Annotated in this window: 22 protein-coding genes and 3 pseudogenes; 20 read left to right on the forward strand and 5 right to left on the reverse strand. The window is 71.8% G+C overall.

The window, feature by feature from the left end; genetic code table 11:
- The first annotated feature begins 328 nt into the window (after positions 1-328).
- The 6 genes from AB0I51_RS27770 to AB0I51_RS27795 all read left to right on the forward strand — a co-directional run bounded on the left by AB0I51_RS27770 (position 329) and on the right by AB0I51_RS27795 (position 4,738).
- The gene (locus tag AB0I51_RS27770; protein WP_362979619.1) at positions 329-670 is read left to right on the forward strand and encodes a metalloregulator ArsR/SmtB family transcription factor; all 342 of its coding nucleotides are present in this window, start codon (positions 329-331) and stop codon (positions 668-670) included.
- Positions 667-2,400, forward strand: a complete 1,734-nt coding sequence (locus tag AB0I51_RS27775; protein WP_362979621.1) for a SulP family inorganic anion transporter — start codon at positions 667-669, stop codon at positions 2,398-2,400. Before AB0I51_RS27770 ends, AB0I51_RS27775 begins: the two co-directional genes overlap by 4 nt.
- Positions 2,397-2,807 carry a pyridoxamine 5'-phosphate oxidase family protein gene (locus AB0I51_RS27780; protein WP_362979623.1) on the forward strand — a complete coding sequence of 137 codons (411 nt, stop codon included), beginning with the start codon at positions 2,397-2,399 and terminating at the stop codon, positions 2,805-2,807. Before AB0I51_RS27775 ends, AB0I51_RS27780 begins: the two co-directional genes overlap by 4 nt.
- A complete protein-coding gene (locus tag AB0I51_RS27785) occupies positions 2,807-3,232 on the forward strand; it encodes an ATP-binding protein (RefSeq protein ID WP_362979625.1) in 426 nt (141 codons plus the stop codon). Before AB0I51_RS27780 ends, AB0I51_RS27785 begins: the two co-directional genes overlap by 1 nt.
- A 36-nt stretch (positions 3,233-3,268) precedes the next feature.
- A complete protein-coding gene (locus AB0I51_RS27790) occupies positions 3,269-3,679 on the forward strand; it encodes an anti-sigma factor antagonist (protein ID WP_362979627.1) in 411 nt (136 codons plus the stop codon).
- 708 nt (positions 3,680-4,387) lie between these two features.
- Positions 4,388-4,738 carry a metalloregulator ArsR/SmtB family transcription factor gene (locus tag AB0I51_RS27795; protein WP_362979629.1) on the forward strand — a complete coding sequence of 117 codons (351 nt, stop codon included), beginning with the start codon at positions 4,388-4,390 and terminating at the stop codon, positions 4,736-4,738.
- A 107-nt stretch (positions 4,739-4,845) separates the two neighbouring features.
- Here the strand turns inward: AB0I51_RS27795 and AB0I51_RS27800 are convergent.
- A pseudogene (locus AB0I51_RS27800) lies at positions 4,846-5,043 on the reverse strand (TetR/AcrR family transcriptional regulator); the annotation flags it as partial.
- A 4-nt stretch (positions 5,044-5,047) separates the two neighbouring features.
- Between AB0I51_RS27800 and AB0I51_RS27805 the strand changes: the two are divergent.
- From AB0I51_RS27805 to AB0I51_RS27845, 9 genes and pseudogenes are all read left to right on the forward strand, one after another.
- A pseudogene (locus tag AB0I51_RS27805) lies at positions 5,048-5,266 on the forward strand (SDR family NAD(P)-dependent oxidoreductase); the annotation flags it as partial.
- 74 nt (positions 5,267-5,340) lie between these two features.
- Positions 5,341-5,601 (forward strand): annotated as a pseudogene (locus tag AB0I51_RS27810) (sigma factor); the annotation flags it as partial.
- Positions 5,602-5,915: 314 nt separating this feature from the next.
- Positions 5,916-6,749: a M55 family metallopeptidase gene (locus AB0I51_RS27815; RefSeq protein WP_362979631.1), complete on the forward strand. Its 834-nt coding sequence runs from the start codon at positions 5,916-5,918 to the stop codon at positions 6,747-6,749.
- Positions 6,742-8,052, forward strand: coding sequence for a M20/M25/M40 family metallo-hydrolase (locus tag AB0I51_RS27820; protein WP_362979633.1), 1,311 nt, complete (start codon positions 6,742-6,744; stop codon positions 8,050-8,052). Before AB0I51_RS27815 ends, AB0I51_RS27820 begins: the two co-directional genes overlap by 8 nt.
- A gap of 15 nt (positions 8,053-8,067) precedes the next feature.
- A complete protein-coding gene (locus tag AB0I51_RS27825; protein WP_362979635.1) occupies positions 8,068-10,020 on the forward strand; it encodes a prolyl oligopeptidase family serine peptidase in 1,953 nt (650 codons plus the stop codon).
- A complete protein-coding gene (locus AB0I51_RS27830) occupies positions 10,017-10,949 on the forward strand; it encodes an LD-carboxypeptidase (RefSeq protein WP_362979637.1) in 933 nt (310 codons plus the stop codon). Before AB0I51_RS27825 ends, AB0I51_RS27830 begins: the two co-directional genes overlap by 4 nt.
- An 87-nt stretch (positions 10,950-11,036) precedes the next feature.
- Positions 11,037-12,806 (forward strand): CocE/NonD family hydrolase, encoded by a 1,770-nt coding sequence (locus AB0I51_RS27835; protein WP_362979639.1) that lies wholly within the window; start codon positions 11,037-11,039, stop codon positions 12,804-12,806.
- A 59-nt stretch (positions 12,807-12,865) separates the two neighbouring features.
- On the forward strand, positions 12,866-13,114 hold the full coding sequence (locus AB0I51_RS27840; protein WP_362979641.1) for a LapA family protein: 249 nt from the start codon (positions 12,866-12,868) through the stop codon (positions 13,112-13,114).
- Between the two features lie 13 nt (positions 13,115-13,127).
- Positions 13,128-13,679 carry a GNAT family protein gene (locus AB0I51_RS27845; protein ID WP_362979643.1) on the forward strand — a complete coding sequence of 184 codons (552 nt, stop codon included), beginning with the start codon at positions 13,128-13,130 and terminating at the stop codon, positions 13,677-13,679.
- On the opposite strand, the gene AB0I51_RS27850 is transcribed toward AB0I51_RS27845, so the two are convergent.
- Positions 13,651-13,998, reverse strand: a complete 348-nt coding sequence (locus tag AB0I51_RS27850; RefSeq protein WP_362979644.1) for a DUF6204 family protein — start codon at positions 13,996-13,998, stop codon at positions 13,651-13,653. The two genes, AB0I51_RS27845 and AB0I51_RS27850, sit on opposite strands and share 29 nt — an antisense overlap.
- Before the next feature lie 144 nt (positions 13,999-14,142).
- Here AB0I51_RS27850 and AB0I51_RS27855 point away from each other — a divergent pair, with 144 nt between their 5' ends.
- Complete coding sequence (locus AB0I51_RS27855; protein ID WP_362979646.1) at positions 14,143-16,104, forward strand: DUF5107 domain-containing protein; 1,962 nt, start codon at positions 14,143-14,145, stop codon at positions 16,102-16,104.
- Between the two features lie 37 nt (positions 16,105-16,141).
- Here AB0I51_RS27855 and AB0I51_RS27860 read toward each other — a convergent pair whose 3' ends face one another.
- From AB0I51_RS27860 to AB0I51_RS27870, 3 genes are all read right to left on the reverse strand, one after another.
- Entirely contained in the window at positions 16,142-16,489 is a 348-nt protein-coding gene (locus AB0I51_RS27860) for a VOC family protein (protein ID WP_362979648.1), read from the reverse strand.
- Between the two features lie 78 nt (positions 16,490-16,567).
- On the reverse strand, positions 16,568-17,389 hold the full coding sequence (locus AB0I51_RS27865) for a methyltransferase domain-containing protein (RefSeq protein ID WP_362979650.1): 822 nt from the start codon (positions 17,387-17,389) through the stop codon (positions 16,568-16,570).
- Positions 17,390-17,467: 78 nt separating this feature from the next.
- Positions 17,468-18,985, reverse strand: coding sequence for a phosphatase PAP2 family protein (locus AB0I51_RS27870; RefSeq protein ID WP_362979652.1), 1,518 nt, complete (start codon positions 18,983-18,985; stop codon positions 17,468-17,470).
- A gap of 78 nt (positions 18,986-19,063) precedes the next feature.
- Between AB0I51_RS27870 and AB0I51_RS27875 the strand changes: the two genes are divergently transcribed.
- The 4 genes from AB0I51_RS27875 (at position 19,064) to AB0I51_RS27890 (ending at position 22,655) form a co-directional block, all read left to right on the forward strand.
- The gene (locus AB0I51_RS27875; protein ID WP_362979654.1) at positions 19,064-19,747 is read left to right on the forward strand and encodes a histidine phosphatase family protein; all 684 of its coding nucleotides are present in this window, start codon (positions 19,064-19,066) and stop codon (positions 19,745-19,747) included.
- Positions 19,748-19,789: 42 nt separating this feature from the next.
- Positions 19,790-21,409, forward strand: a complete 1,620-nt coding sequence (locus AB0I51_RS27880; protein ID WP_362979656.1) for an ATP-binding cassette domain-containing protein — start codon at positions 19,790-19,792, stop codon at positions 21,407-21,409.
- A gap of 64 nt (positions 21,410-21,473) precedes the next feature.
- Positions 21,474-21,746: a DUF6158 family protein gene (locus AB0I51_RS27885; RefSeq protein WP_362979658.1), complete on the forward strand. Its 273-nt coding sequence runs from the start codon at positions 21,474-21,476 to the stop codon at positions 21,744-21,746.
- Positions 21,747-21,860: 114 nt separating this feature from the next.
- Positions 21,861-22,655 (forward strand): RNA polymerase sigma factor SigF, encoded by a 795-nt coding sequence (locus AB0I51_RS27890; protein WP_362979660.1) that lies wholly within the window; start codon positions 21,861-21,863, stop codon positions 22,653-22,655.
- Positions 22,656-22,741: the final 86 nt, after the last annotated feature.

Consider the following 22,741-nt stretch of genomic DNA (forward strand, 5'->3'; position numbering starts at 1 on the left):
GGCGACCGACCGCTACGGATCCACGGACACCGGCAACGACCGTCCCACTGAGCCCAGTTGAGCCGAACCGAAGCGACCTCGGCCCGGCTGTCGAATGCCCGTCCTCGCGGTGATCGGCAAGCATCCGGCGGGTCGACGGTGTCGACGGAGGGCTTGACACCGACTGCAGGATCGATGGTTTTGGGGCGAACGGTCCGACGGCAGTCAGATGCGTAATTGCAAAATTTCGCAATTGCCTAGATGCTGTAGTGACTGTGTCCGCATGTAGCCGCAGACGCAGCGTTCACTTGCCTCCCGGGTGGGGCGCTGTCGGGGAGGTCGAGGAGCCGTGTCCGTTCCGCTGTACCAGGCCAAGGCCGAGTTCTTCCGGATGCTGGGGCATCCCGTACGGATCCGGGTGCTGGAGTTGTTGCAGGACGGGCCGCTGCCAGTACGGGACCTGCTGGCCGCGATCGAGGTGGAGCCCTCCGGCCTCTCCCAGCAGCTGGCCGTCCTGCGCCGCTCCGGGATCGTCACCTCGACGCGGGAGGGGGCCACGGTCGTCTACGAGCTGGCCGGCGGAGACGTCGCCGACCTGATGGGGGCCGCACGCCGGATCCTGACCGAGATGCTCTCCGGCCGGAACGAGCTCCTGGCCGAACTGCGGGAAGACAGGGTCACCGTACGATGACGTCCGCTCTCACCCGGATCCGGGGCCGGATCGTCGAGCTGCTGCCCAGGCGCACCGATTGGACGGAGGCGCGCCGCGACCCGCGCCGCGATCTCCTGGCAGGTCTCACGGTGGCGGTCGTCGCGTTGCCGCTCGCGCTCGGTTTCGGTGTTTCCTCCGGGCTGGGCGCGGAGGCGGGTCTGGCGACCGCGGTCGTCGCCGGTGCGCTGGCGGCGGTGTTCGGCGGCTCGAATCTGCAGGTGTCCGGGCCGACGGGCGCGATGACGGTGGTGCTGGTGCCGATCGTCGCCGCGCACGGACCGTCCGGAGTACTCGCGGTGGGGCTGATGGCGGGCGTGATGCTCGTCGCGCTCGCCCTGTTGCGGGCCGGGAAGTACATGCAGTACGTGCCCGCTCCGGTCGTGGAGGGCTTCACCCTCGGCATCGCCTGCGTGATCGGCCTGCAGCAGATCCCGAATGCCCTGGGGGTGCCCAAGCCGGAGGGCGAGCGGGTACTCGTCGTGACCTGGCGCGCGCTGGAGGAGTTCGCGAAGGATCCCAACTGGACCGCCATCGCCTTCGCAGCGGCGGTCGCCGGCGTGATGCTGGTCGGTGCCCGCCTGCGACCCACCGTCCCGTTCTCCATCCTCGCGGTGATCGCGGCCACCGTCGTGGCGCAGCTCGCGGGTCTGGACGCCGCCACCCCGATCGGTGATCTGCCCTCCGGGCTCCCGGCTCCCTCACTGTCCTTCCTCGACCTGGGCTCGCTGGGTTCCCTGCTCGCTCCGGCGGTGGCGGTCGCGGCGCTGGCGGCTTTGGAGTCGCTGCTGTCGGCGTCGGTCGCCGACGGCATGACGGTAGGTCAGAAACACGATCCGGACCGGGAGTTGTTCGGTCAGGGGCTGGCCAACATCGCCGCCCCGCTGTTCGGCGGGGTACCGGCGACCGGCGCGATCGCGCGCACGGCGGTCAACGTCCGCACCGGCGCCGGGTCCCGGCTGGCGGCCCTCACCCACGCCGCGATCCTCGCCGTGATCGTGTTCGCGGCCGCGCCCCTGGTCTCGAAGATCCCGCTCGCCGCGCTGGCCGGTGTGCTGCTCGCCACCGCGATCCGCATGGTCGAGGTCGGCTCGCTGCGCGCGATGGCGAAGGCCACCCGCGCCGACGCGCTGATCCTGGTGCTGACCGCCGTCGCGACCCTCGCCCTCGACCTCGTGTACGCCGTGATCATCGGCCTGGCGGTGGCGGGCGCCCTGGCCCTGCGCGCGGTGGCCAAGCAGGCCCGGCTCGAAGAGGTCCCCCTGGACCGCGGTGACCACAGCGCCGAGGAGCACGCGCTGCTGGCCGAGCACATCGTGGCGTACCGCATCGACGGTCCGCTGTTCTTCGCCGCCGCCCATCGCTTCCTCCTCGAACTGGCCGAGGTCGCCGACGTGCGCGTGGTCATCCTGCGCATGTCCCGCGTGACCACGATCGACGCCACCGGCGCCCTCGTCCTCAAGGACGCGGTGGACAAGCTCCAGCGGCGGGGCATCGCCGTCATGACCTCCGGGATACGTCCCGGCCAGCGCCAGGTCCTGGACTCGGTCGGGGCGCTGGAACTGCTGCGTCTGGAGGGGCGCGAGTACGCCACCACACCCGAGGCGATCCGGGGCGCCCGCACCTACCTGGAGTGCGCCGGTGTCATGCCGCCGCTCGCTGCCCGGCCGTCCGGGCCCCTAACCGAGGAAGCAGAGGAAACCGTCCGATGAGCACTGTGCCCGCAGCTCCGCGCATGGTCGAGGTGTCCGGTGCAGAGGCCCTGTGGTTGTTGGAGGGCAGCACCCTGGGGCGGTTGGTGTACCCGCGGCGGGAGGCGACCGTCGTCCGGCCCGGCCGGCACACCTGGGAGCACGGCCGCCTGGTGGTGCGCGCCCCGGTGCAGGCGGCAGCCGTCCCCCTGACAGCGACGTACCAGGTGGACGAGGTACGTGCCGCGACCGGCACCGGCTGGACGGTGACGGTGGCCGGGCCCGCCGAGGTGATCACCGATCCGAACGAGGCCGCCCACTACCGCCGTACGCTCACCGGCTGGACGTACGGCCCCCATGACACGATCGTCCGTATCCATCCCCAGACTGTCTCCGGCTTCCGGCTGGTCCGCGGGACGGCGAGTTGATGGCCACGCGGCTCGAAGCCCTGCCCCACCGGCACGTGCTCACCCTGCCCACCGAGCCGTCCGCCGTCCGGCTGTCCCGGCAGACCGCCGAACGGGCGCTGACCGAGTGGGGGATCAGCCTGCGCCACCCCACGGTCGACCCGGCCCTGCTGATACTCGGCGAGCTGGTCACCAACAGTGTCCGGCATGCTGCCGCGCTCTCCCCCCAGGTGACGGTGATCTACGCTGCGGGCGCGGACTGTCTGGCCTTCGCCGTACACGACCGCCACCCCTACCGGCCGGCGCTCTACGGTGCGGTCACCGGCACCGGGACGGGCGGCCTGGGCACCGTCATGGAACTCACCCTCGGCCTGGGCGGCACCGCGGTCGTCCGGGGCGATGCCGACGACAGGGGCAAGAGCATCTGGATCACCCTCCCCCTCTGAAGCAGACAGGCTCACCGCGCAAGGGAGTTGACGGTCATGACCATCGAGTGGCGCTACACCGCCGAGCAGGATCTCGGCATCCTTTCCGTCTCCGGATATCTCGGCCCGGAGGCCGTCCGTCGCTTCGCGGGTGCTGTCGGCTGGGTGGTCGGACGCGGCAGCGGTCCGGTCATCGTCGATCTGACCGGACTTCGCGGCTGGTCGGCCGAGGGACAGCTGGCGATCACCGAGGCCGCGCGCCGTCTCGCCGCAGCGGGCCGCAGCCTGGAACTGGCCGCGATCCCCGCCGACGGCTCCCTCGTCCCCCCTGGCGACTGCCCGCCCATCCCGGTGCACCCCGACCGGGTCGGCGCGCTCACCGCGCACAGCACACGGCACGGCGAGCCGGTGAAGGGCCGCCACGAGTGGCGTACGACGGGATGGCGGGCCGACGAGCCGGGGGCCTGACCTCGCCGGACTCGGCCCGGCGCGAAGGCGCCGTTTCCGTCCCGCACGGGCACGACGGTGGAGATGTCTTCCTCCGCAGCGATGGCCACGTCCTCGGCGAGGCCTGTCGAGGCCGGCTCCCGGCCGGATACGCTGGCGGCGACCGCGCCTGCGAGGCCGGCTGTGCCTTCGCGGGCCGCCCTTGCGGCGGCTGCTTCGGCGGACAGCGGTCCCGCGCCCTGAGCTCCGGAGTGCCGTAGCCGAAGGCCGTGGGCCGTGGCCGGCTGCCGGCCGCGGCAAGAGACCAGGGACTGTCGGCCGTGACCGCGCGGTGGGCCACAGTCGGCCGAGCGCCCGACCGCTGTGCGTGGATGACGGCTGCCTTCAGCGCTGCGGCCCGCTCGGCTGTGGTGCCTGGCCGTTGGGCAGCCGGAACGGGAGGACCCGGATCCCCTTTTGGACGGCGATACTCACCGTCGTAGTGAAGGACAGCAGGCCGCCTCCGTGCCGACGGCGGTGGGGCGGCATTTCAGGCGGCAGACGGGGCACTTGTACCCGGCGTCGCCTGCGCCGCGCAGCGGAATGATTCTCACGCGGGCCTGTGCGCGGATTCGGTGTCGCCGCTGCCGCGGGCGAGGATGGGTCGCAGGTGTGTGACGAGTGGGTGGATGCGATGCGCCGAGGACGGTCGGGTGCGGACGTGCTGCCGCACCGGGAGGCGACGGCACGATGAGTACGCCGCTGTACCAACTGAAGGCCGAGTTCTTCAAGACACTCGGCCACCCGGCCCGCATCCGGGTCCTTGAGCTGTTGAGCGAGCGCGAGCATGCGGTGGCGGAGATGCTGCCCGAGGTCGGCATCGAGGCGGCCCACCTGTCGCAGCAACTGGCGGTGCTGCGGCGGGCGAACCTGGTGGTGACCCGCAAAGAGGGCTCGACCGTCTACTACTCGCTGACCGGTCCGGACATCGCCGAACTGCTCCGGGTCGCCCGCACCATCCTGTCCGGCGTGCTCGCCGGGCGGGCCGAACTCCTCGCCGACCTCCGGGCCGCCCAGTCACAGGCGAAACCGCCGTCATGACAATGGCCCTCAATCGGCGCCCGCCTCCCGAGAGTTGACAGCACTCCGGGGAAAACCCGGGCCATGAACGGGGCGCCGAGTGGCCGCCCATATGTTCGACCTCGGCGTTACGAACCGGTCCTGAGGCCGTCCAGGGTGAGATCGAGGAGACGTTCGGCCTGCTCCCGTTGTCCGGGCTTCGCCGAGGTCGGGGCGATGCCTGCGAGGGCGGCACCCATGTCGGCCGGGCTGATGTCGGTGCGGATCGCCCCGGTGGCCGGGCACGCGTCCTTCAGGTCGGTGACGGCGGCCTGGATCATGTCCCGACCGTTCGCCAACGTGGCCTCCATCGCGGCCTGCGTCGTGAAATCCCCTCAGGGCGTCTACGCGGCCACGAAGACTGCGGTCAAGGTACTGACCGAGGGGCTGCGGCAGGAGTCGGGACCGCACTTGCGCGTCACCCTCGTCTCACCCGGGTTCACCGACACCGAAGGGGTGGGCAAGGGGGCAAGCCCCGAGACAGCGGCGGCGATGGTCCGACAGCGCGACGTCGTCGTCCGGCCCACCGTGCAAGCCTGACGGCGATGCGGTCGCGGCACTGGCAGGGCCGCTGATCTTCCGGAATGTGCACGGTGATGCCGGTGCGCTCTTCGGCCGGTGTCCTGCCCCGGCGCACGGCCCGGGGTTCGTCGGACCGCATCCAGGCGGGCCGACTCGGTGGCAGGCCAGCTGTACGGCGTCACGCGGACGCCGCGCGCCGCTGCGCCCGCACCTGCCGCCGTGACGGGCACACCGCCGACGACCTCACCGCCGATGTCTTCGCCCGCATGCTCCAGGCGGTGCGCGGCGGCTCCGGGCCCGAGCACTCGGTACGCGTCCATCTGCGCTTGCTCGACGCGGGCGGAGGACGATCGGTACCTGCTCCTACGACGTGGTGGAATTCCGTTTCGACGTCTGGTCATCGCCGTCACTCCTTGTGCGTCAGCACTGCCTCGTCCGGGTAGGGACGGCCGGACGAGGCCCCGGTTGCCGAGGCTCGGCACCTCGACCTGGAACCCTGTCCTCGCGTACCGCGCCGCTGGAGGGACACGCGTGGGAATCAGGTCCACCCTCCCGAAGCGCCGAGGTGCAGGTGCGGACCCGACCCCCCTCTCCGCCTCGTGTGAAGTTCCCGCGCCGACGCGTAATGTGAAGCAGCATGAAGATCCTCATCAGCGCCGACATGGAGGGTGCCACCGGCGTCACCTGGCCCGCCGACGTGCTGCCGGGGACACCGCAGTGGGAGCGGTGCCGTTCGCTGTTCACCTCGGACGTGAACGCCGCCGTCCTCGGCTTCTACGACGGCGGCGCCGACGAGGTGCTCGTCAACGAGGCGCACTGGACGATGCGCAACCTGCTGCTGGAGCGGCTGGACGAGCGGACGCAGATGCTCACCGGACGGCACAAGTCGCTGTCCATGGTGGAGGGCGTGCAGCACGGCGACGTCGACGGCATCGCGTTCGTCGGCTACCACGCGGGCGCCGGCATGGAGGGCGTTCTCGCCCACACCTATCTCGCGAACTCGATCACCGGGGTGTGGCTGAACGACGTCCGTGCGAGCGAGGGTCTGCTCAACGCGCATGTCGTCGCCGAGTACGGGGTACCGGTGATCCTGGTCACGGGTGACGACGTGGCCTGCGAGGACGCCCTCGGGTACGCGCCCGGGGCGCTGAAGGTCGCCGTCAAGGACCATGTGTCGCGGTACGCGGCCGTGTGCCGGACACCGGCGAGGACGGCCGCCGACATCCGCGCGGCGGCGAAGGAGGCGGCGAAGCTGGCGGTCCGTCAGGAACCGGTGCGGGGAGGGCCGTTCACCGTCGCCCTCGAATTCGACGCCGAGCATCTCGCCATGGCCGCCACCGTCGTGCCCGGTGTCGGGCGGGCCGGTGAGCGGAAGGTGGCCTACACCAGCGACACCATGTACGAGGGGATCCGAACCTTCAAGGCGGTCACCACGATCGTCTCGGCCGCGGTGGAGGAGCAGTATGGCTGACATCGACGCGCGGGCCCTGGACGAGGTGGTCACCTTCACCTCGGACCTCATCCGCATCGACACGACCAACCGGGGCGGCGGAGACTGCCGGGAGCGCCCCGCCGCCGAGTACGCCGCCGAGCGGCTGGCCGGTGCGGGCCTCGAACCCACCCTCCTCGAACGCACCCAGGGCCGCACCAACGTCGTCGCCCGCATCGAGGGCACCGACCCGTCGGCGGACGCGCTGCTCGTCCACGGCCACCTGGACGTCGTGCCCGCGCAGGCCGAGGACTGGAGCGTGCACCCCTTCTCCGGGGAGATCCGCGACGGCGTCGTGTGGGGGCGCGGCGCGGTCGACATGAAGAACATGGACGCGATGATCCTCGCCGTCGTACGGGCCTGGGCCCGGCTGGGCGTACGGCCGCGCCGCGATCTCGTCATCGCGTTCACCGCCGACGAGGAGGCCAGTGCCGAGGACGGCTCCGGATTCCTCGCCGACCGGCACCCCGGACTCTTCGAGGGCTGCACCGAAGGCATCAGCGAATCAGGGGCGTTCACCTTCCACGACGGCGGCGGCCGGAAGATCTACCCCATCGCCGCCGGCGAACGCGGCACCGCCTGGCTCAAGTTGACCGCGCACGGCCGGGCCGGCCATGGCTCCAAGGTCAACCACGAGAACGCGGTGACCCGCCTCGCCGCCGCGATCACCCGCATCGGCGAACACGAATGGCCGCTGCGGCTCACCCCGACCGTCCGCGCGGCCCTCACCGAACTCGCCGCCCTGTACGGCCTCGAACCCGACCTCGACGACATCGACCTGCTCCTCGCCAAGCTCGGCCCGGCGTCGAGACTCGTCGAACCCGTCGTCCGCAACAGCGCCAACCCGACCATGCTGAACGCCGGTTACAAGGTCAACGTGATCCCGGGCGAGGCCGTGGCCCACGTCGACGGACGCTATCTGCCGGGCGGCGAGGAGGAGTTCCGCACCACCCTGGACCGCCTCACCGGCCCCGACGTCGACTGGGAGTTCCTCCACCGCGAGGTGGCCCTCCAGGCACCGGTCGACTCACTGACGTACGCCCGAATGCGGGCCGCCGTCGCGGAGTTCGCACCCGAGGGACATGTGGTGCCTTACTGCATGTCCGGCGGCACCGACGCCAAACAGTTCTCGCGTCTCGGCATCACCGGCTACGGCTTCGCACCACTGAAGCTCCCCGAGGGCTTCGACTACCAGGCACTGTTCCACGGAGTGGACGAACGGGTCCCCGTCGACGCACTCCACTTCGGCGTGCGTGTCCTCGACCGCTTTCTGCGGACGGCCTGACAAGTGGGGGAGACCATGCGGACGTTGGCGTACGGCTCGTGGCCCTCGCCCATCGACGCGGCGCTCGCCGCCGCGCACGACGGACATCCCGAGTTCGTCGGATTCGTCGGCGACGAGACCTGGTGGACCGAACCACGGCCCACCGAGGCCGGCCGCCGCACTCTGGTGCGCCGGCGCGCGGACGGTTCCCAGGAGTCGGTGCTGCCCGCGCCATGGAACGTCCGCAGCAGAGTCATCGAGTACGGCGGACGGCCCTGGGCCGGAGCCGTTCACGACGGCCAACCCCTCGTTGTCTTCGTGGACTTCGCCGATCAGCGGCTGTACCGCCACGACCCCGGGAGCGAGCCGTGCCCCCTCACTCCCGTGTCGCGCGTCGGCGGTGGACTCCGTTGGGCGGAGCCGCAGTTGCGCCCGGAGTCGGGTGAAGTGTGGTGCGTACTGGAGGAGTTCACCGGCGACGGACCCGGTGACGTGCGACGCGTCCTGGCCGCCGTACCGCTGGACGGTTCCGCCGCCGAGGACCGGGGCGCCGTACGCGAACTCACCGACGACCGGCACCGGTTCGTGTCCGGGCCGCGTGTCTCGCCCGACGGGCGGAAGGCCGCCTGGCTCGCCTGGGACCATCCTCGGATGCCGTGGGACGGCACGGAGCTGCTGCTCGCCGAGGTGGCCGACGACGGCACGTTCGGCGAGCCGCGGGTCGTGGCCGGCGGGTCCGAGGAGTCGGTCGCGCAGGTCGACTGGGGGTTCGACGGCTCGCTGCTGTACGCCAGCGACCGCACCGGCTGGTGGAACCTCTACCGCGACCACCAGCCGCTGTGCCCGCGCGAGGAGGAGTTCGGCGGGCCGCTGTGGAAGCTCGGCCAGCGCTGGTTCGCACCGCTGGAGAGCGGCCTGATCGCCGTCGTGCACGGCCGGGGCGCCGCCCTGCTCGGCGTACTCGACCCGGAGACCGGCGAGGTCGTCGACGCGGCCGGCCCCTGGACGGAGTTCACCTCCACGCTCGCGGTGCACGGCGAGCGGATCGTCGGCGTCGGCGCCAGCCCGCGCAGCGCCCACGAGGTCGTCGAACTGGACACCCGCACCGGCCGGGCCCGGGTCATCGGCGCCGCCCACGACGACCCGGTGGACCCCGCCCACTACCCCGAGCCGCAGATCCGCACCTTCACCGGCCCCGCCGGACGCGACATCCACGCCCACATCTACCCACCGCACAGCCCGAGTTGGACCGCGCCGGGCGACGAACTGCCGCCGTATGTCATCTGGGCGCACGGCGGACCCACCAGCCGGGCACCCCTCGTCCTGGACCTGGAGATCGCCTACTTCACCTCCCGGGGCATCGGCGTCGCCGAGGTCAACTACGGCGGTTCCACCGGGCACGGCCGGGAGTACCGCAACCGGCTGCGTGAACAGTGGGGCGTCGTCGACGTCGAGGACTGCGCGGCCGTCGCCCTCGCCCTCGCCGACGAGGGCACCGCCGACCGTGCCCGGCTCGCCGTCCGGGGCGGCAGCGCGGGCGGCTGGACCAGCGCCGCCTCCCTGGTGACGACCGACGTCTACGCCTGCGGCACCATCATCTATCCGGTCCTCGACCTGGCCAACTGGGCCTCGGGGGAGACCCACGACTTCGAGTCGCGCTACCTGGAGAGCCTGGTCGGACCCCTCGCCGACGTGCCCGCCCGGTACACCGAACGCTCACCCGTCGAGCACGCCGACCGCATCACCGCCCCCTTCCTGCTGATGCAGGGCCTGGCCGACGTGATCTGCCCGCCCGTCCAGTGCGAACGGTTTCTGGAGCGGATGCGGGGACGCCAAGTGCCGCACGCCTACCTCGCGTTCGAGGGCGAGGGCCACGGATTCCGCCGCGCCGACACCATGATCCGCGCCCTGGAGGCCGAACTCTCCCTGTACGCACAGGTCTTCGGCATCGACCCGCCCGGCGTCCCCACCCTGGAGCTCAGCAGGTGACCGCACTCGTCAGGCCGTGCCGACTCGCCCCCGGAGCCCGTGTGGCCGTCGTCGCGCCCAGCGGGCCGGTGTCCGAGGAACGCCTTGAGGCGGGCCTGGACATCCTGCGCGGCTGGGACCTGGACCCGGTCGTGGCACCCCATGTCCGTGACCGGCACGGCGAGTTGGGCTATCTGGCCGGTACGGACGCGGACCGCGCGGCCGATCTGCAGAACGCCTGGTGCGACCCGTCCGTGGCCGCCGTGCTGTGCGCCCGCGGCGGCTACGGCGTGCAGCGCATCGTCGACCTGCTCGACTGGGAGGCGATGCGCGCCGCGGGACCCAAGGTGTTCGTCGGCTTCAGCGACCCCACGGTGCTGCACCAGGCGTTCGCCACCAGGCTGGGCCTGGTCACCCTGTACGGGCCCGCCGCGGCCGGCGCCGACTTCGTCAAGAACGCCCGTGCCCAGGAGCAGTTGAGGGCGACCCTGTTCGACCCGGAGTCCGTGCTGACCATCCGGGCCGTCCCGGGCGGCGGCGGTGCGCTGGTGCCCGGGACGGCCCGGGGTGTCACCCTCGGCGGCTGCCTGGCCCTGCTCGCCACCGACCTCGGCACCCCGCACGCACCGGCCGGCGCGCGCGGCGGACTGCTCGTCGTCGAGGACGTCGGCGAACAGGCGTACCGCATCGACCGGATGCTCACCCAACTCCTGCGCAGCGGCTGGCTGGACGGTGTCTCCGGCATCGCGCTCGGCTCCTGGTCCGGCTGCGGGCCCTACGAGAAACTGCGCCCCGTGCTCGTCGACCGGCTGGGCGGGCTCGGGGTGCCCGTCGTCGAGGAGTTCGGGTTCGGGCACTGCGAAGGGGCGCTCACGATACCGCTCGGGGTGGCGGCCGAACTGGACGCGGACGCGGGCACGTTGACGCTGGACGAGCCCGCGCTGCGGTAGCCGCCCGCTTGCCGTACCGCTGTCAGGAAACTCCCTTTGTCCTCCGTCTTGTTCTCCGTCGGGTTGTCCTCAGTGTGGAGGTCCCCTTTGTCCCGTCGTGTGTCCGGAATCCATGCCGCACTGGCTCTCGCGCTCACCGCACCGCTCACCCTCGCCGCACCCCTCGCGCTTACCGGCCGGGCCGCCGCGACGGACCAATACACCGTCACCGCAGTGAAGTTCACCGTCCGCGCGGGCGGCCGGGACTGCGCGGTCGACGCCGACCTGTACCGGCCCGCGGGCGTGGACCGCGCCCACCCCGCGCCCGCCGTGCTGGCGACCAACGGCTTCGGCGGCAGCAAGTCCGACGGATCCACGGACGCCATCGGCAGGACCTTCGCGCGGCGCGGCTATGTCGGACTCGTCTACTCCGGGCTGGGCTTCGGGAGGTCGGGGTGTCCCATCTCGCTCGACGACCCGGACATCGACGGTACGGCCGCGTCGGGACTGGTCGACTTCCTCGCGGGCACGCGCGCCGCGGACGACGGGACCAGGGCGGACTTCGTGACACTCGACACGAAGGGGGATCCCCGGGTCGGGATGATCGGCGGATCGTACGGCGGCGCCGTCCAGTTGGCGACGGCCGCCGTGGACCACCGGGTGGACGCGCTCGTCCCCATGGTCACCTGGCACGACCTGGCGTACTCCCTCGACCCCGACAACGGTGGGAGCGTGCCCGGAGTCTTCAAGTGGCAGTGGACCAACGGCTTCTACCTCATGGGCGAGACCCAGCCCCTGACCGTGCCCGGACTCGACCCGACCCGGATCAACTCCCTCGCCTGTGTGCACTTCGTCAGTGAGGCCTGCGCCCTGATCCGCGCGCTGAACTCCGGAAGCTATCCGGCGAAGGCGACGGCGGACGTGCTCGGGTACGCCCGCAGCGTCTCGCCGGTGTCGTATCTGAAGCGGGTCGAGGCGCCGACGCTCCTCGTCCAGGGGCAGGCCGACAGCCTGTTCAACCTCAACGAGGCGACGGCGACGTACAAGACCCTGAGGGCGCAGGGGACGACGGCGAAGATGATCTGGCAGTCGTGGGGGCACAGTGGCGGGTCGGTCGCCGGTGAACTCGACCTCGGTCGGGGCGACTTGGAGTCGAGCTATGTCGGGCGGCGGATCGCGGCCTGGTGCGAGCGCTATCTGCGCGGGCGGACGAGCGTGGACACCGGACCGGCCTTCGCCTACTACCGCGACTGGATCACGGACCCGGCCGGCACCTACGCCACGGCCGGCCGACTCCCCGCGCTGGAGAAGAAGTTGTATCTCTCCGGCGACGGCAGACTGGTGGACGACCGGGCGGAGGTGGCGCGCGGCAGCCGCGACTATGTCAACCGGCCTGTCCCCACGAGTCATTCGGAGAACTCGCCGAGCGGCATGACCGGCCTTCCGGACCCGGCACCGTACGACACCCGTGGCACCTTCCTCGGCTGGACCGGTGCACCCCTGATCCGCACGACGGACGTCGTGGGCGCACCGAGGGCGACCCTCAAGGTCGTCTCGCCGGCCGCGCGGCGCGTGCAGAACTCCGGCGACGCCGCCGACAGGCTCGTCCTCTTCGCCAAGCTGTACGACCTCGCCCCCGACGGCACCGGGACCCTGGTCCACCGGCTGGTCGCCCCGGTCCGGATCCCGGACGTCACCAAGACCTTCACGGTCACCCTGCCGGGGATCGTGCACCGGTTCACGAAGGGGCACCGGCTGCGGTTCGTGATCGCGGCGAGCGACGACGCGTACACCGGGAACCGGGGGATCAAGCCCGTCACCGTGATCAGCTCGCCGAGGGACACCGGCGTACTGGAGCTGCCCGTCGTCGGCGGCTGAGCCGCCCGGGGGCACCCCTTCACCGTGCGTGATGGCCGATTCGGGCCCACCCTGGAGACATGAGCCCGAAGACCACCGAGAGCGGTGGGCGGACCGGCCAGCGGGAACGCCTGCTGACGCCCGCCCGGATCACCGTTCTGCTGCTCGCCGTCCTGGCCCTCGTCTTCATCTTCGAGAACACCCGCGCCACCAGGATCCGCCTGCTGATCCCCGAGGTCACCATGCCGCTGTGGATGGCACTGCTGGCCACGGCGGTCATCGGCGCCCTGTGCGGGGCGTATTTCATGCGACGGCGCCGCCGACCCTGACTAGGGTGACGGGATGCCGCACTCCACTTCCCGCTATCTCGCCCAGGGCCCCCGTGTGGGGATACGTCACTTCGGCTACGAGGACGGTGCCGAGTTCACCGCACGTGCCCGGGAGAGCAAGGATCTGCACCAGCCGTGGCTGTTCCCGCCGGCGAGCGGCGACGCGTACACCGCCTATGCGCGGCGGCTGATCGAGGATCCCGCCAAGGCCGGGTTCCTCGTGTGCGAGCTGGACGGTGGGGGCATCGTCGGGTTCATCAACATCAACAACATCGTCGAGGGCGGTTTCCAGTGCGGTGCGCTCGGCTACGGCGCCTTCGCGCACGCGGCCGGGCGCGGGCTGATGAGCGAGGGGATGAACCTCGTGGTGGACCACGCCTTCGGGCCGATGCGGCTGCACCGGCTCGAAATCAACGTGCAGCCCACCAACGCCCCCTCGATCGCCCTCGCCCGCGGCTGCGGATTCCGGCTCGAAGGTTTCTCGCCGAACATGATCTACATCGACGGCGGGTGGCGCGACCACGAGCGCTGGGCGATCACCGCCGAGATGCGGACTTCCGGTTGACCTTCATCGTGTCCAGGTCGGTCACCGTCGACCTCAGACCGCGGAAGCCGTAACCGAGGCCCGTCAACGCGGTCTCGGCGCGGTCCTCCGCGAGCGCCGCCGCCATCTCCTCGCCGTCCGCCGCGTCCGACACCACCACATACCGCCACGAGAAGTGCTTGAGCGGCGACGGTTCGTAACTGAGCGAACCCTCCTCGCTGAACCGCATGCTCGGCATCCCGTGCTCCGGGGCCTCGCTCAGCAGCCGCTGCCGCGCCTCCTCCGTCAGCCCGTCCCAGGTGCCCCGGACGATCACCCGGTACGTGTGCTGCTCGCCCATCCGCCGTTCCACTCCTCGGTCCGTGCCGTCGATCGCCCGACTCTACGTCGACGTCACCGCACCGCACGCGGAATTTCCCGGCCCCCGCCTTTGCGGAATCCTGACCGGCAGCGCCCCTGGCCACCGCACCGGTTGCCGGGTTCCATGGTGATCGTGACGACGATCCGACGTGAGGTACTGACCCTGCCCACCGCGGAGTTGGGTCCGGACAACCCGCTGCCCCCACTGCGTCCGCTCGACGAGACACACCAGCTAGACGACCGGGACCGCGAGGACCTGCCACGCGACATGGCCCGCCAGGTCGGCTACGAACCCCTCCGCAGCCTGCTGCCCATCCGCGTCCGCGACGGCTACGACAGAGACCGCGCACCCCGCCGGATCGACGCCCTCGTGATCGAGAACGACCGGCTGCGCGCCACCGTGCTCCCCGCTCTCGGCGGCCGTATCGCCTCCCTCGTCCACAAGCCCACCAGCCGTGAACTCCTGTACTGCAACCCGGTGTTGCAGCCCGCCAACTTCGCCCTCAACGGCGCCTGGTTCTCCGGCGGCATCGAGTGGAACATCGGCGCCACCGGCCACACCACCCTCTCCTGCGCGCCCCTGCACGCCGCCCGCGTCCCCGCCCCCGACGGCGCGGAGATGCTCCGCCTGTGGGAGTGGGAACGACTGCGCGACCTCCCGTTCCAGGTCGACCTGTGGCTCCCGGACGGCTCCGACTTCCTCCACGTCGGCGTCCGCGTCCGCAACCCGCACGAGAAGCCCGTGCCCACCTACTGGTGGTCCAACATCGCGGTACCGGAGCGACGCCGGGTCCTCGCACCGGCGTCGGAGGCCTGGCACTTCGGATACGAGCGGCGACTGCGCCGGGTGCCCGTGCCCTCGGACGAGGGAGTGGACCGGACGTACCCCCTCAACAGCCCTTACGCCGCCGATTACTTCTACGAGATCCCGGACGCGCGGCGCCGCTGGATCGCCGCGCTCGACGCGGACGGGCACGGCCTGGTGCAGACCTCCACCGATGTGCTCCGGGGCCGCAAACTCTTCGTGTGGGGCACCGGCAGCGGTGGCCGCCGCTGGCAGGAGTGGCTCACCGAACCCGGCACGGGCGGCTACTGCGAGATCCAGGCGGGCCTGGCGCGCACCCAGTTGGAGCACGTACGGCTCGACCCTGAGAGCGAGGTGTCCTGGCTGGAGGCCTACGGTCCGCTCGAGGCCGAGGCCGATGGGGAGTGGCCCGCCGTGGTGGACGGTGCCGAGGCCCGGCTCGAAACCGCCCTGCCCCGCGCCGACCTGGACGCCGCCCACGCGGCCTGGAAGCCGTACGCCGACACCGAACCCGGCGAGATCCTCGCCACCGGCTCCGGCTGGGGCGCCCTCGAAGTCCTGCGCACCGACTGGAAGCTGCCCGGCACGCCCTTCGACGAGTCCACGCTCGGCGAGGCCCAGGCACCCTGGGCGGCGCTGCTGCGCAGTGGCGCCCTGCCCGAGCCGCGCCGGGTCCGCCCGCCCGGTGAGACCCTGGTCGCCCCGCACTGGCGGGACATGCTGGAGACGGCGCCCGCCACCCCGCTCACCGAGTACCACCTCGGTGTCGCCCAATGGCACGCCGGAGATCGGGCGCAGGCGGTGCGCAGTTGGGAGCGGGCCCTCGGACTCGCCCCGTCCCTCTGGCCGTTGCTGCGCTGTCTCGCCGTGGCCGATCGGGAGGCGGGGAACCACGAACGGGCCGCCGACCGGTACCACGAGGCCTTCGCCGACCTGTGCCACGAGCGGCGCGACGCCGGCGAGAGCTGGACCGCCGCCACGGCCGCGCTCGGCCGCGAGGCCGTCGAGGCGCTGCTGCGGGTGCGCCGGGTGGCGGATGCCCGCGCCGTATGGGAGATGCTGCACCCCGCCACCCGTGAACGCGGCCGATTCCTGCTGCTCCAGGCCGAGTTGCTGCTCGCGGAAGGGCGGCGCGACGACGCCTGGGCGGTCTTCGCCGACGGCTTCGAGGTCGCCGACCTGCGCGAGGGCGCCGAGTCGATCGGCCGGCTCTGGGCCCGCCTCACCGACGAACCGCTGCCCACGCGCTACGACTTCCGGATGCGGCCGGAAACGCCCTGAGCCGAGGCGGTGCGATGCGTGGACCGGCGGCCGGCCGTCAGCCCCGCCGGTCCACGTACTCGTAGACCGTCCCGTCCGGATGCACCGCGATCAGATTGCGGCCCACCGGTGTCGCCAGCGGGCCCGCGACGACCCGGGCCCCGAGGTCGGTGAGGAGCGTGTGCGCCTCGTCGACATCCTTGACGGCGATGGTCGCCGAGACCTTGCGCAACACCTCCAACTCGGCCTCGGGCCCGCTCATCAGCAGGAAGAACCCGACCGCGGCCACCGACACCCCGCCGCGCTCGAAACGGAGCGCCGAGGCACCCGTGAGGCGTTCGTAGAAGGGGACGGCGGTCTCCAGGTCGTCGACGCAGATACGCAGCGTGGCTCCCAGAATGTCCATACGGACGAGCCTAGTTGGGACGGCCGGGCCGTGGTGATCCTTTCGGACGATCCCGGCCCGGCGGTGTCGCCGGCGTCCTCAGGCGGCCTTGCGGCACAGGATCTCGCCGTGCAGCACGGCGAACCAGCCGTCGTCCTGCTTCCCCCACTCCCGCCAGGCGTCGGCGATGGCGCGCAGCTGGTCGGCGGTCGCGTGGCCGCCCCCGGTCGCGACCGCCGCGTACGAGGACGCGACCGTGCGGTCCGCCCACAGACCGCTCCACCAGGCCCGCTCCTCCGGAGAGTGGAACGTCCAGGTGCTCGACGTGGCCGTGATGTCGCTCAGCCCGGCCCGCTGCGCCCACGATTTGAGACGGCGTCCGGCATCCGGCTCGCCCCCGTTGGCGCGGGCCACCCGCCGGTACAGCTCCAGCCAGTCGTCCAGCCCCGACACCTCCGGGTACCAGGTCATCACCGCGTAGTCCCCGTCGCGGGCGGCGATGAACCCGCCCGGCTTGGTCACCCGCACCATCTCGCGCAGTGCCTGCACCGGATCGCCCACGTGCTGGAGCACCTGATGGGCGTGGACCACGCAGAACGTGTCGTCCGGGTAGTCCAGAGCGTGGACGTCGGCGACCGCGAAGTCGACGTTGGTCAGGCCGCGCCCGGCGGCCGTTGCCCGGGCCTGCTCCAGGATGCCCGGCTCGCGGTCGACACCCGTGACGGAGCCGTCCGGGACCAGGGCCGCCAGGTCCGCGGTGATGGTGCCCGGGCCGCAGCCGATGTCCAGGATCTTCATGTGGGGCTTCAGTGAACCGAGCAGGTAGGCGGCGGAGTTGGCGGCGGTTCGCCGGGTGTGCGAGCGCAGTACGGACTCGTGGTGCCCGTGCGTGTAGACAGCGGTCTCCTGTTGCTTCGGCATGGCTCTACCTACCCCTTCGCGTCTTCTTCGGCGTAAGCAGAACGGTACGCGCGCATGTCGAATGATGAGACCTGCGTTTTACGATGTGGACTGACGGGTCATCAGGGACCCGGTCAGCGGCCGGTACACCGTCAGTCCCTCCGGCAGCTCCTCCAACGTCAACTCGCCATCCACGTCCGTGACTTCACCGTCGTAGGCGAGGAGTGTGCCGGGCGCGAGACCGGTCAGGCGCAGGCGGTGGACCTGGGCCGCCGCGTGGGCGGGGGATCGGGCGAACGGGCCGGCGAGGGCCGCCGCGAGGAGACGCAGTGCGGGCCTGCGTCCGCCGTGCACGATCCGGATGTCGAGCCGTCCGTCCGCCAGGTCGACCCGGCGGCCCGAGGCGATCCCCTTCCGGTGGTAGGTGCCGTTGCCGGCGAACAGCATCCACAACGGGCGGGTACGGCCGCCGAGTTCGGCCTCCAGTGGATGCCGGTCCGCGCGCAGCACCCACAGCGCCGCCAGCACGCCCGCCGGCCAGCCGCCGATCCGGGGCGCCCAGCGCTCCCGCTCGCGCACCAGCTCCGGATAGACACCCAGACTCAGCGTGTTGAGGAAGATGCCCCTGGTGGCGCCGGACGTGAAGCGGCCGACGTCCACCCGGACGGCGTCACCCTGCTTGATCGCCCGGCCCAGATCCCGGGGACCCTCCACACCGAGGTCGTAGGCGAAGTGGTTGAGGGTGCCGCCGGGGAGGACCGCGAGGGGCAGGCCGTGACGCAGGGCGACCTCGGCCGCCGCGTTCACCGTGCCGTCGCCGCCGCACACCCCGAGGACCTCGGCGCGGACCGCCGCCTTCTCCAACTCGGTATGAATGTCGGCCGGTTGGCAGGAAACGACCTCCGCACCGGGCAGCACATCGGTCAGCGCGTCCGCCCTGTCCGCGGTGCCCGACGCCGAGTTGACCACCATGACCAGGCCCGCACCGTCCTCCAGCGCCGGCACCTCCGCACGGGCCCGGGCCGGCGGCACGATCTGCCCGCGGGTCGGCACCATCCCGCGCACCGCGAACGCCGCGCACGCCCCCAGCGCGGCCCCGGCCAGCACATCGCTCGGGAAGTGGACACCGGTGCAGACACGGGACAAGGCGACGGCGAGCGCGATCGGGGCCACCACCGCACCCCAGGCCGGCGACTCCAGGGCCACGCCGGCCGCGAAGGCCGCCGCCGACGCCGCGTGACCGGACGGGAACGACGTGGTGATCGGCTGCCGCTTCAACTGCCGCCCCGGCGGGACCGGGTCCAGGACGGGCCGGGTGCGGTGCACGGTCCGCTTCCCGAGCGTGTTGATGGCGAGGGAGGCCACACTCAGCGAGGCGACGCCCCGGGCCGCGGCCCGGCGGGCGCGCGGAGTACGGCTCGCGGCCACTGCGGCGGCCGTCGCGAACCACAGCACACCGTGGTCGGCACTCCGGCTCAGGCGCGGCAGTACGGGCTCACCCGCGGGCCAGTGCCGTTCGACCGCCGCCTCGAAGAGACGGGAGTCCAGGGAGAGCAGCCATGCGCGCAGGGCGCGGCGGCCGGGAAGAGGGACCGTGAGGTCGACTTCGGGGGTCATGCGGTGCCGGGTACCCTGAAATGGCCGTTTGTTGCCCGGCGGACCCCCGGCGGACCGTTTCATCGGAGGAACCCCCGCATGCGCCTGCTCCTCATCCGCCACGGCCAGACCACGGCCAACGTGGACTTCCTCCTCGACACCGCCGTCCCGGGCGCGGAGCTGACCGACCTCGGCCGCCGCCAGGCCGCCGCCCTCCCCGAGGCCCTGGCCGACGAGGACATCGAGGCCCTCTACGCGTCCACCCTGATCCGCACCCAGCGCACCGCCGCCCCGCTCGCCGCAGCCCGCGGCCTCGACGTCCGCGTCCGGGACGGCATCCGCGAGCTCACCGCCGGCGACCTGGAGATGCTGCCAGGCGACCGGGAACCCGGCCACGAGTACATGCGGATCGTGTTCGCGTGGGCGTCGGGTGACACGGAGTTGCGGATGCCCGGCGGCGAGAACGGCGTGGAGGCACTCGCCCGCTACGACGGCGTCGTCGCCGAGGCCGCCGACAGCGGCGCCCGCACCGTCGCCATGGTCAGTCACGGCGCCGCGATCCGCATGTGGACGGCCGCCCGCGCCGACAACGTCGACGTGTCCTTCGCCGCCGCCCGCCCCCTCGACAACACCGGAACCGTCGTCCTGGACGGCTCACCGGCCGACGGCTGGAAGGTGCTGTCCTGGGCGGGCGCGGCGGTGGAGACGGCCGGACCGGACACGGACGCGGGCCCGACCGGACAGCCGCTCGACGAGGACCAGAAGCCCGAGCGGGCACAATAAGGGTTTGCCCGGCCGCGAGGCCGCCCCACAGAATGCGTGGTCATGGGACATCTGGAAGCCGCACACCTCGAGTACTACCTCCCCGACGGGAGGCCGCTCCTGGGCGATGTGTCCTTCCGGGTCGGCGAAGGCGCCGTGGTCGCCCTGGTCGGCCCCAACGGCGCCGGCAAGACGACCCTGCTCCGGCTGATCTCCGGCGAGCTGAAACCGCACGGCGGCACGGTCACCGTCAGCGGCGGCCTCGGCGTGATGCGCCAGTTCGTGGGCTCCGTACGCGACGAGACGACCGTACGGGACCTGCTGGTGTCGGTCGCCCCGCCCCGCATCCGCGCGGTCGCGGCGGAGGTCGACAAGGCCGAGCACGCCATCATGACCGTCGACGACGAGGCGGCCCAACTCGCCTACGCGCAGGCCCTGTCCGACTGGGCCGAGGTACACGGCTACGAGTTCGAGACCCTCTGGGACATGTGCACCACGGCCGCGCTCGGCGTGCCGTACGACAAGGCGCAGTTCCGGCAGGTGAGCACGCTGTCCGGCGGTGAGCAGAAGCGGCTCGTGCTGGAGGCGCTGCTGCGCGGCGGCGACGAGGTGCTGCTCCTCGACGAGCCCGACAACTACCTCGACGTGCCCGGCAAGCGCTGGCTGGAGGAGCGGCTCAAGGAGACCCGCAAGACGGTCCTGTTCGTCTCCCACGACCGTGAACTCCTCGCCCGCGCCGCCGAGAAGATCGTCTCCGTGGAGCCCTCCCCGACCGGCGCCGACGCCTGGGTGCACGGCGGCGGCTTCGCCACCTACCACGAGGCCCGGCGCGAACGCTTCGCCCGCTTCGAGGAGTTGCGCCGCCGCTGGGACGAGAAGCACGCCCAGCTGAAGAAGCTCGTGCTGAACCTCCGTCAGGCCGCGTCCATCTCCCACGAGTTGGCCTCCCGCTACCAGGCCGCCCAGACCCGCCTGCGCAAGTTCGAAGAGGCGGGCCCGCCCCCGGAGCCGCCCCGCGAGCAGGACATCACCATGCGCATCAAGGGCGGCCGCACCGGCGTAAGGGCCGTCACCTGCAAGGGACTTGAACTCACCGGCCTGATGAAACCCTTCGACCTGGAGGTCTTCTACGGCGAACGCGTCGCCGTCCTCGGCTCCAACGGCTCGGGCAAGTCCCACTTCCTGCGCCTGCTCGCCGGCGACGACGTCACGCACACGGGGGAGTGGAAGCTCGGCGCACGCGTCGTGCCGGGCCACTTCGCGCAGACCCACGCGCACCCCGAACTCCAGGGCCGCACCCTCCTCGACATCCTGTGGAAGGAGCACGCGCAGGCCCAGGGCCCCGCCATGTCCCGGCTGCGCCGCTACGAACTGACCGGCCAGGCCGAGCAGAGCTTCGACCGCCTCTCCGGCGGCCAGCAGGCCCGCTTCCAGATCCTCCTCCTGGAACTCCAGGGCGTCACCGCCCTGCTCCTCGACGAGCCCACCGACAACCTCGACCTGGAGTCCGCGGAAGCCCTCCAGGAAGGCCTCGAGGCGTTCGACGGCACGGTCCTCTCCGTCACCCACGACCGCTGGTTCGCCCGCTCCTTCGACCGCTACCTGGTCTTCGGCAGCGACGGCCGGGTCCGCGAGAGCACCGAGCCCGTGTGGGACGAGCGGCGGGTGGAGCGCACCCGGTAGGTCTCCTCCGGTCGCGGCGCGGTGGTTCCCTTTGGTACACGGGCCGCAGGGCCGGAATGCCGGAATGTTCGTACAGTGGTCTCAGGACCGTGAGACTCGACGAGCGGGGCACACCATGACCGGAGTCGACCCTGCGCGCCTGGACGACTCCCAGCTCATGAAGGAGCTGGAGACCATCCACCGCACGCGCCACGACACCCTGCTGTACGGCTCGAACGACGCGCTGCGCGCCCACAACGACCGCATGGCCAAGCTGGAGGGCGAGTACCTGCGCCGCCATCCGCGCCGCCTCGTGGCACCCGGCCGCACCCGGCAGGGGGCACGCGAGCGGGACTGATGCGTGTTTGTCCCCCGGGGTCGGGGGCAGGCGAACCTTCAGCGCTGGATCGCAAACGCGTTCCCACCGGTGACCGTCCAACCCGGAGCATGCTCAAGGGAGTTGTGACGCACCATGCCCACTCGCATCAACAGCAGGCGACGTTCCCACCCAGACACCCCCGACACCGCGGAGGCGTTCCGCACCCTGGTCATGCTGCCGCCCGGCCCGCAGCACGACACCGTCCGCGAACGCATCGTGGAGGCCTGGCTGCCCATGGCCGACCGGCTCGCCGGACGGTTCCGCAACCGGGGCGAGAGCACCGAGGACTTACGACAGGTCGCCGCCCTCGGCCTGGTCAAGGCCGTCGACCGATACGACCCCGGGCGCGGCAACGCGTTCGAGAGCTACGCCGTGCCGACCATCACCGGCGAGATCAAACGGCACTTCCGCGACCACATGTGGACGCTGCACGTGCCGCGCCGGGTGCAGGATCTGCGGAACCGGGTGCGGGCCGCCGGGCAGGAACTCGCGCAGACGGTGCCGGGGCGGCGGCCGACCGTGGCGGAGCTCGCCGCGCACGCGTGCCTCTCCGAGGAGGAGGTGCGGGCCGGGCTTGAGGCGCTGGAGAGCTTCAGCGCGTTGTCGCTGGACGCCGTGACCTCCGGCGGTGCGGACGGCTGGGCGTTGGGGGACGTACTCGGGTCCGCCGATCCGGCGTTGGACGTCGTGGTGGATCGGGAGGCTGTGAAGCCGCGGTTGGCCGCGCTGCCCGAGCGGGAGCGGGAGATCCTGTACCTGCGGTTCTTCGGGGACATGACGCAGAGCCGGATCGCGGAGGAGTTCGGGATTTCGCAGATGCATGTGTCCCGTTTGATCAGCCGGTGCTGCCGGCGGATTCGGGAACAGGTTCTTGAGGACGCCGCGTAGCCGCTCCGCTGGGGCGCCGTGTCGTCCGCGAAGTTCCTCGTGGCCGGTCGCGCCCCGCTGCGGAGCCGCAATCCGGCACAGCCCCG

The sequence above is a fragment of the Streptomyces sp. NPDC050549 genome, from assembly GCF_040655035.1.
Lineage (GTDB): Bacteria > Actinomycetota > Actinomycetes > Streptomycetales > Streptomycetaceae > Streptomyces.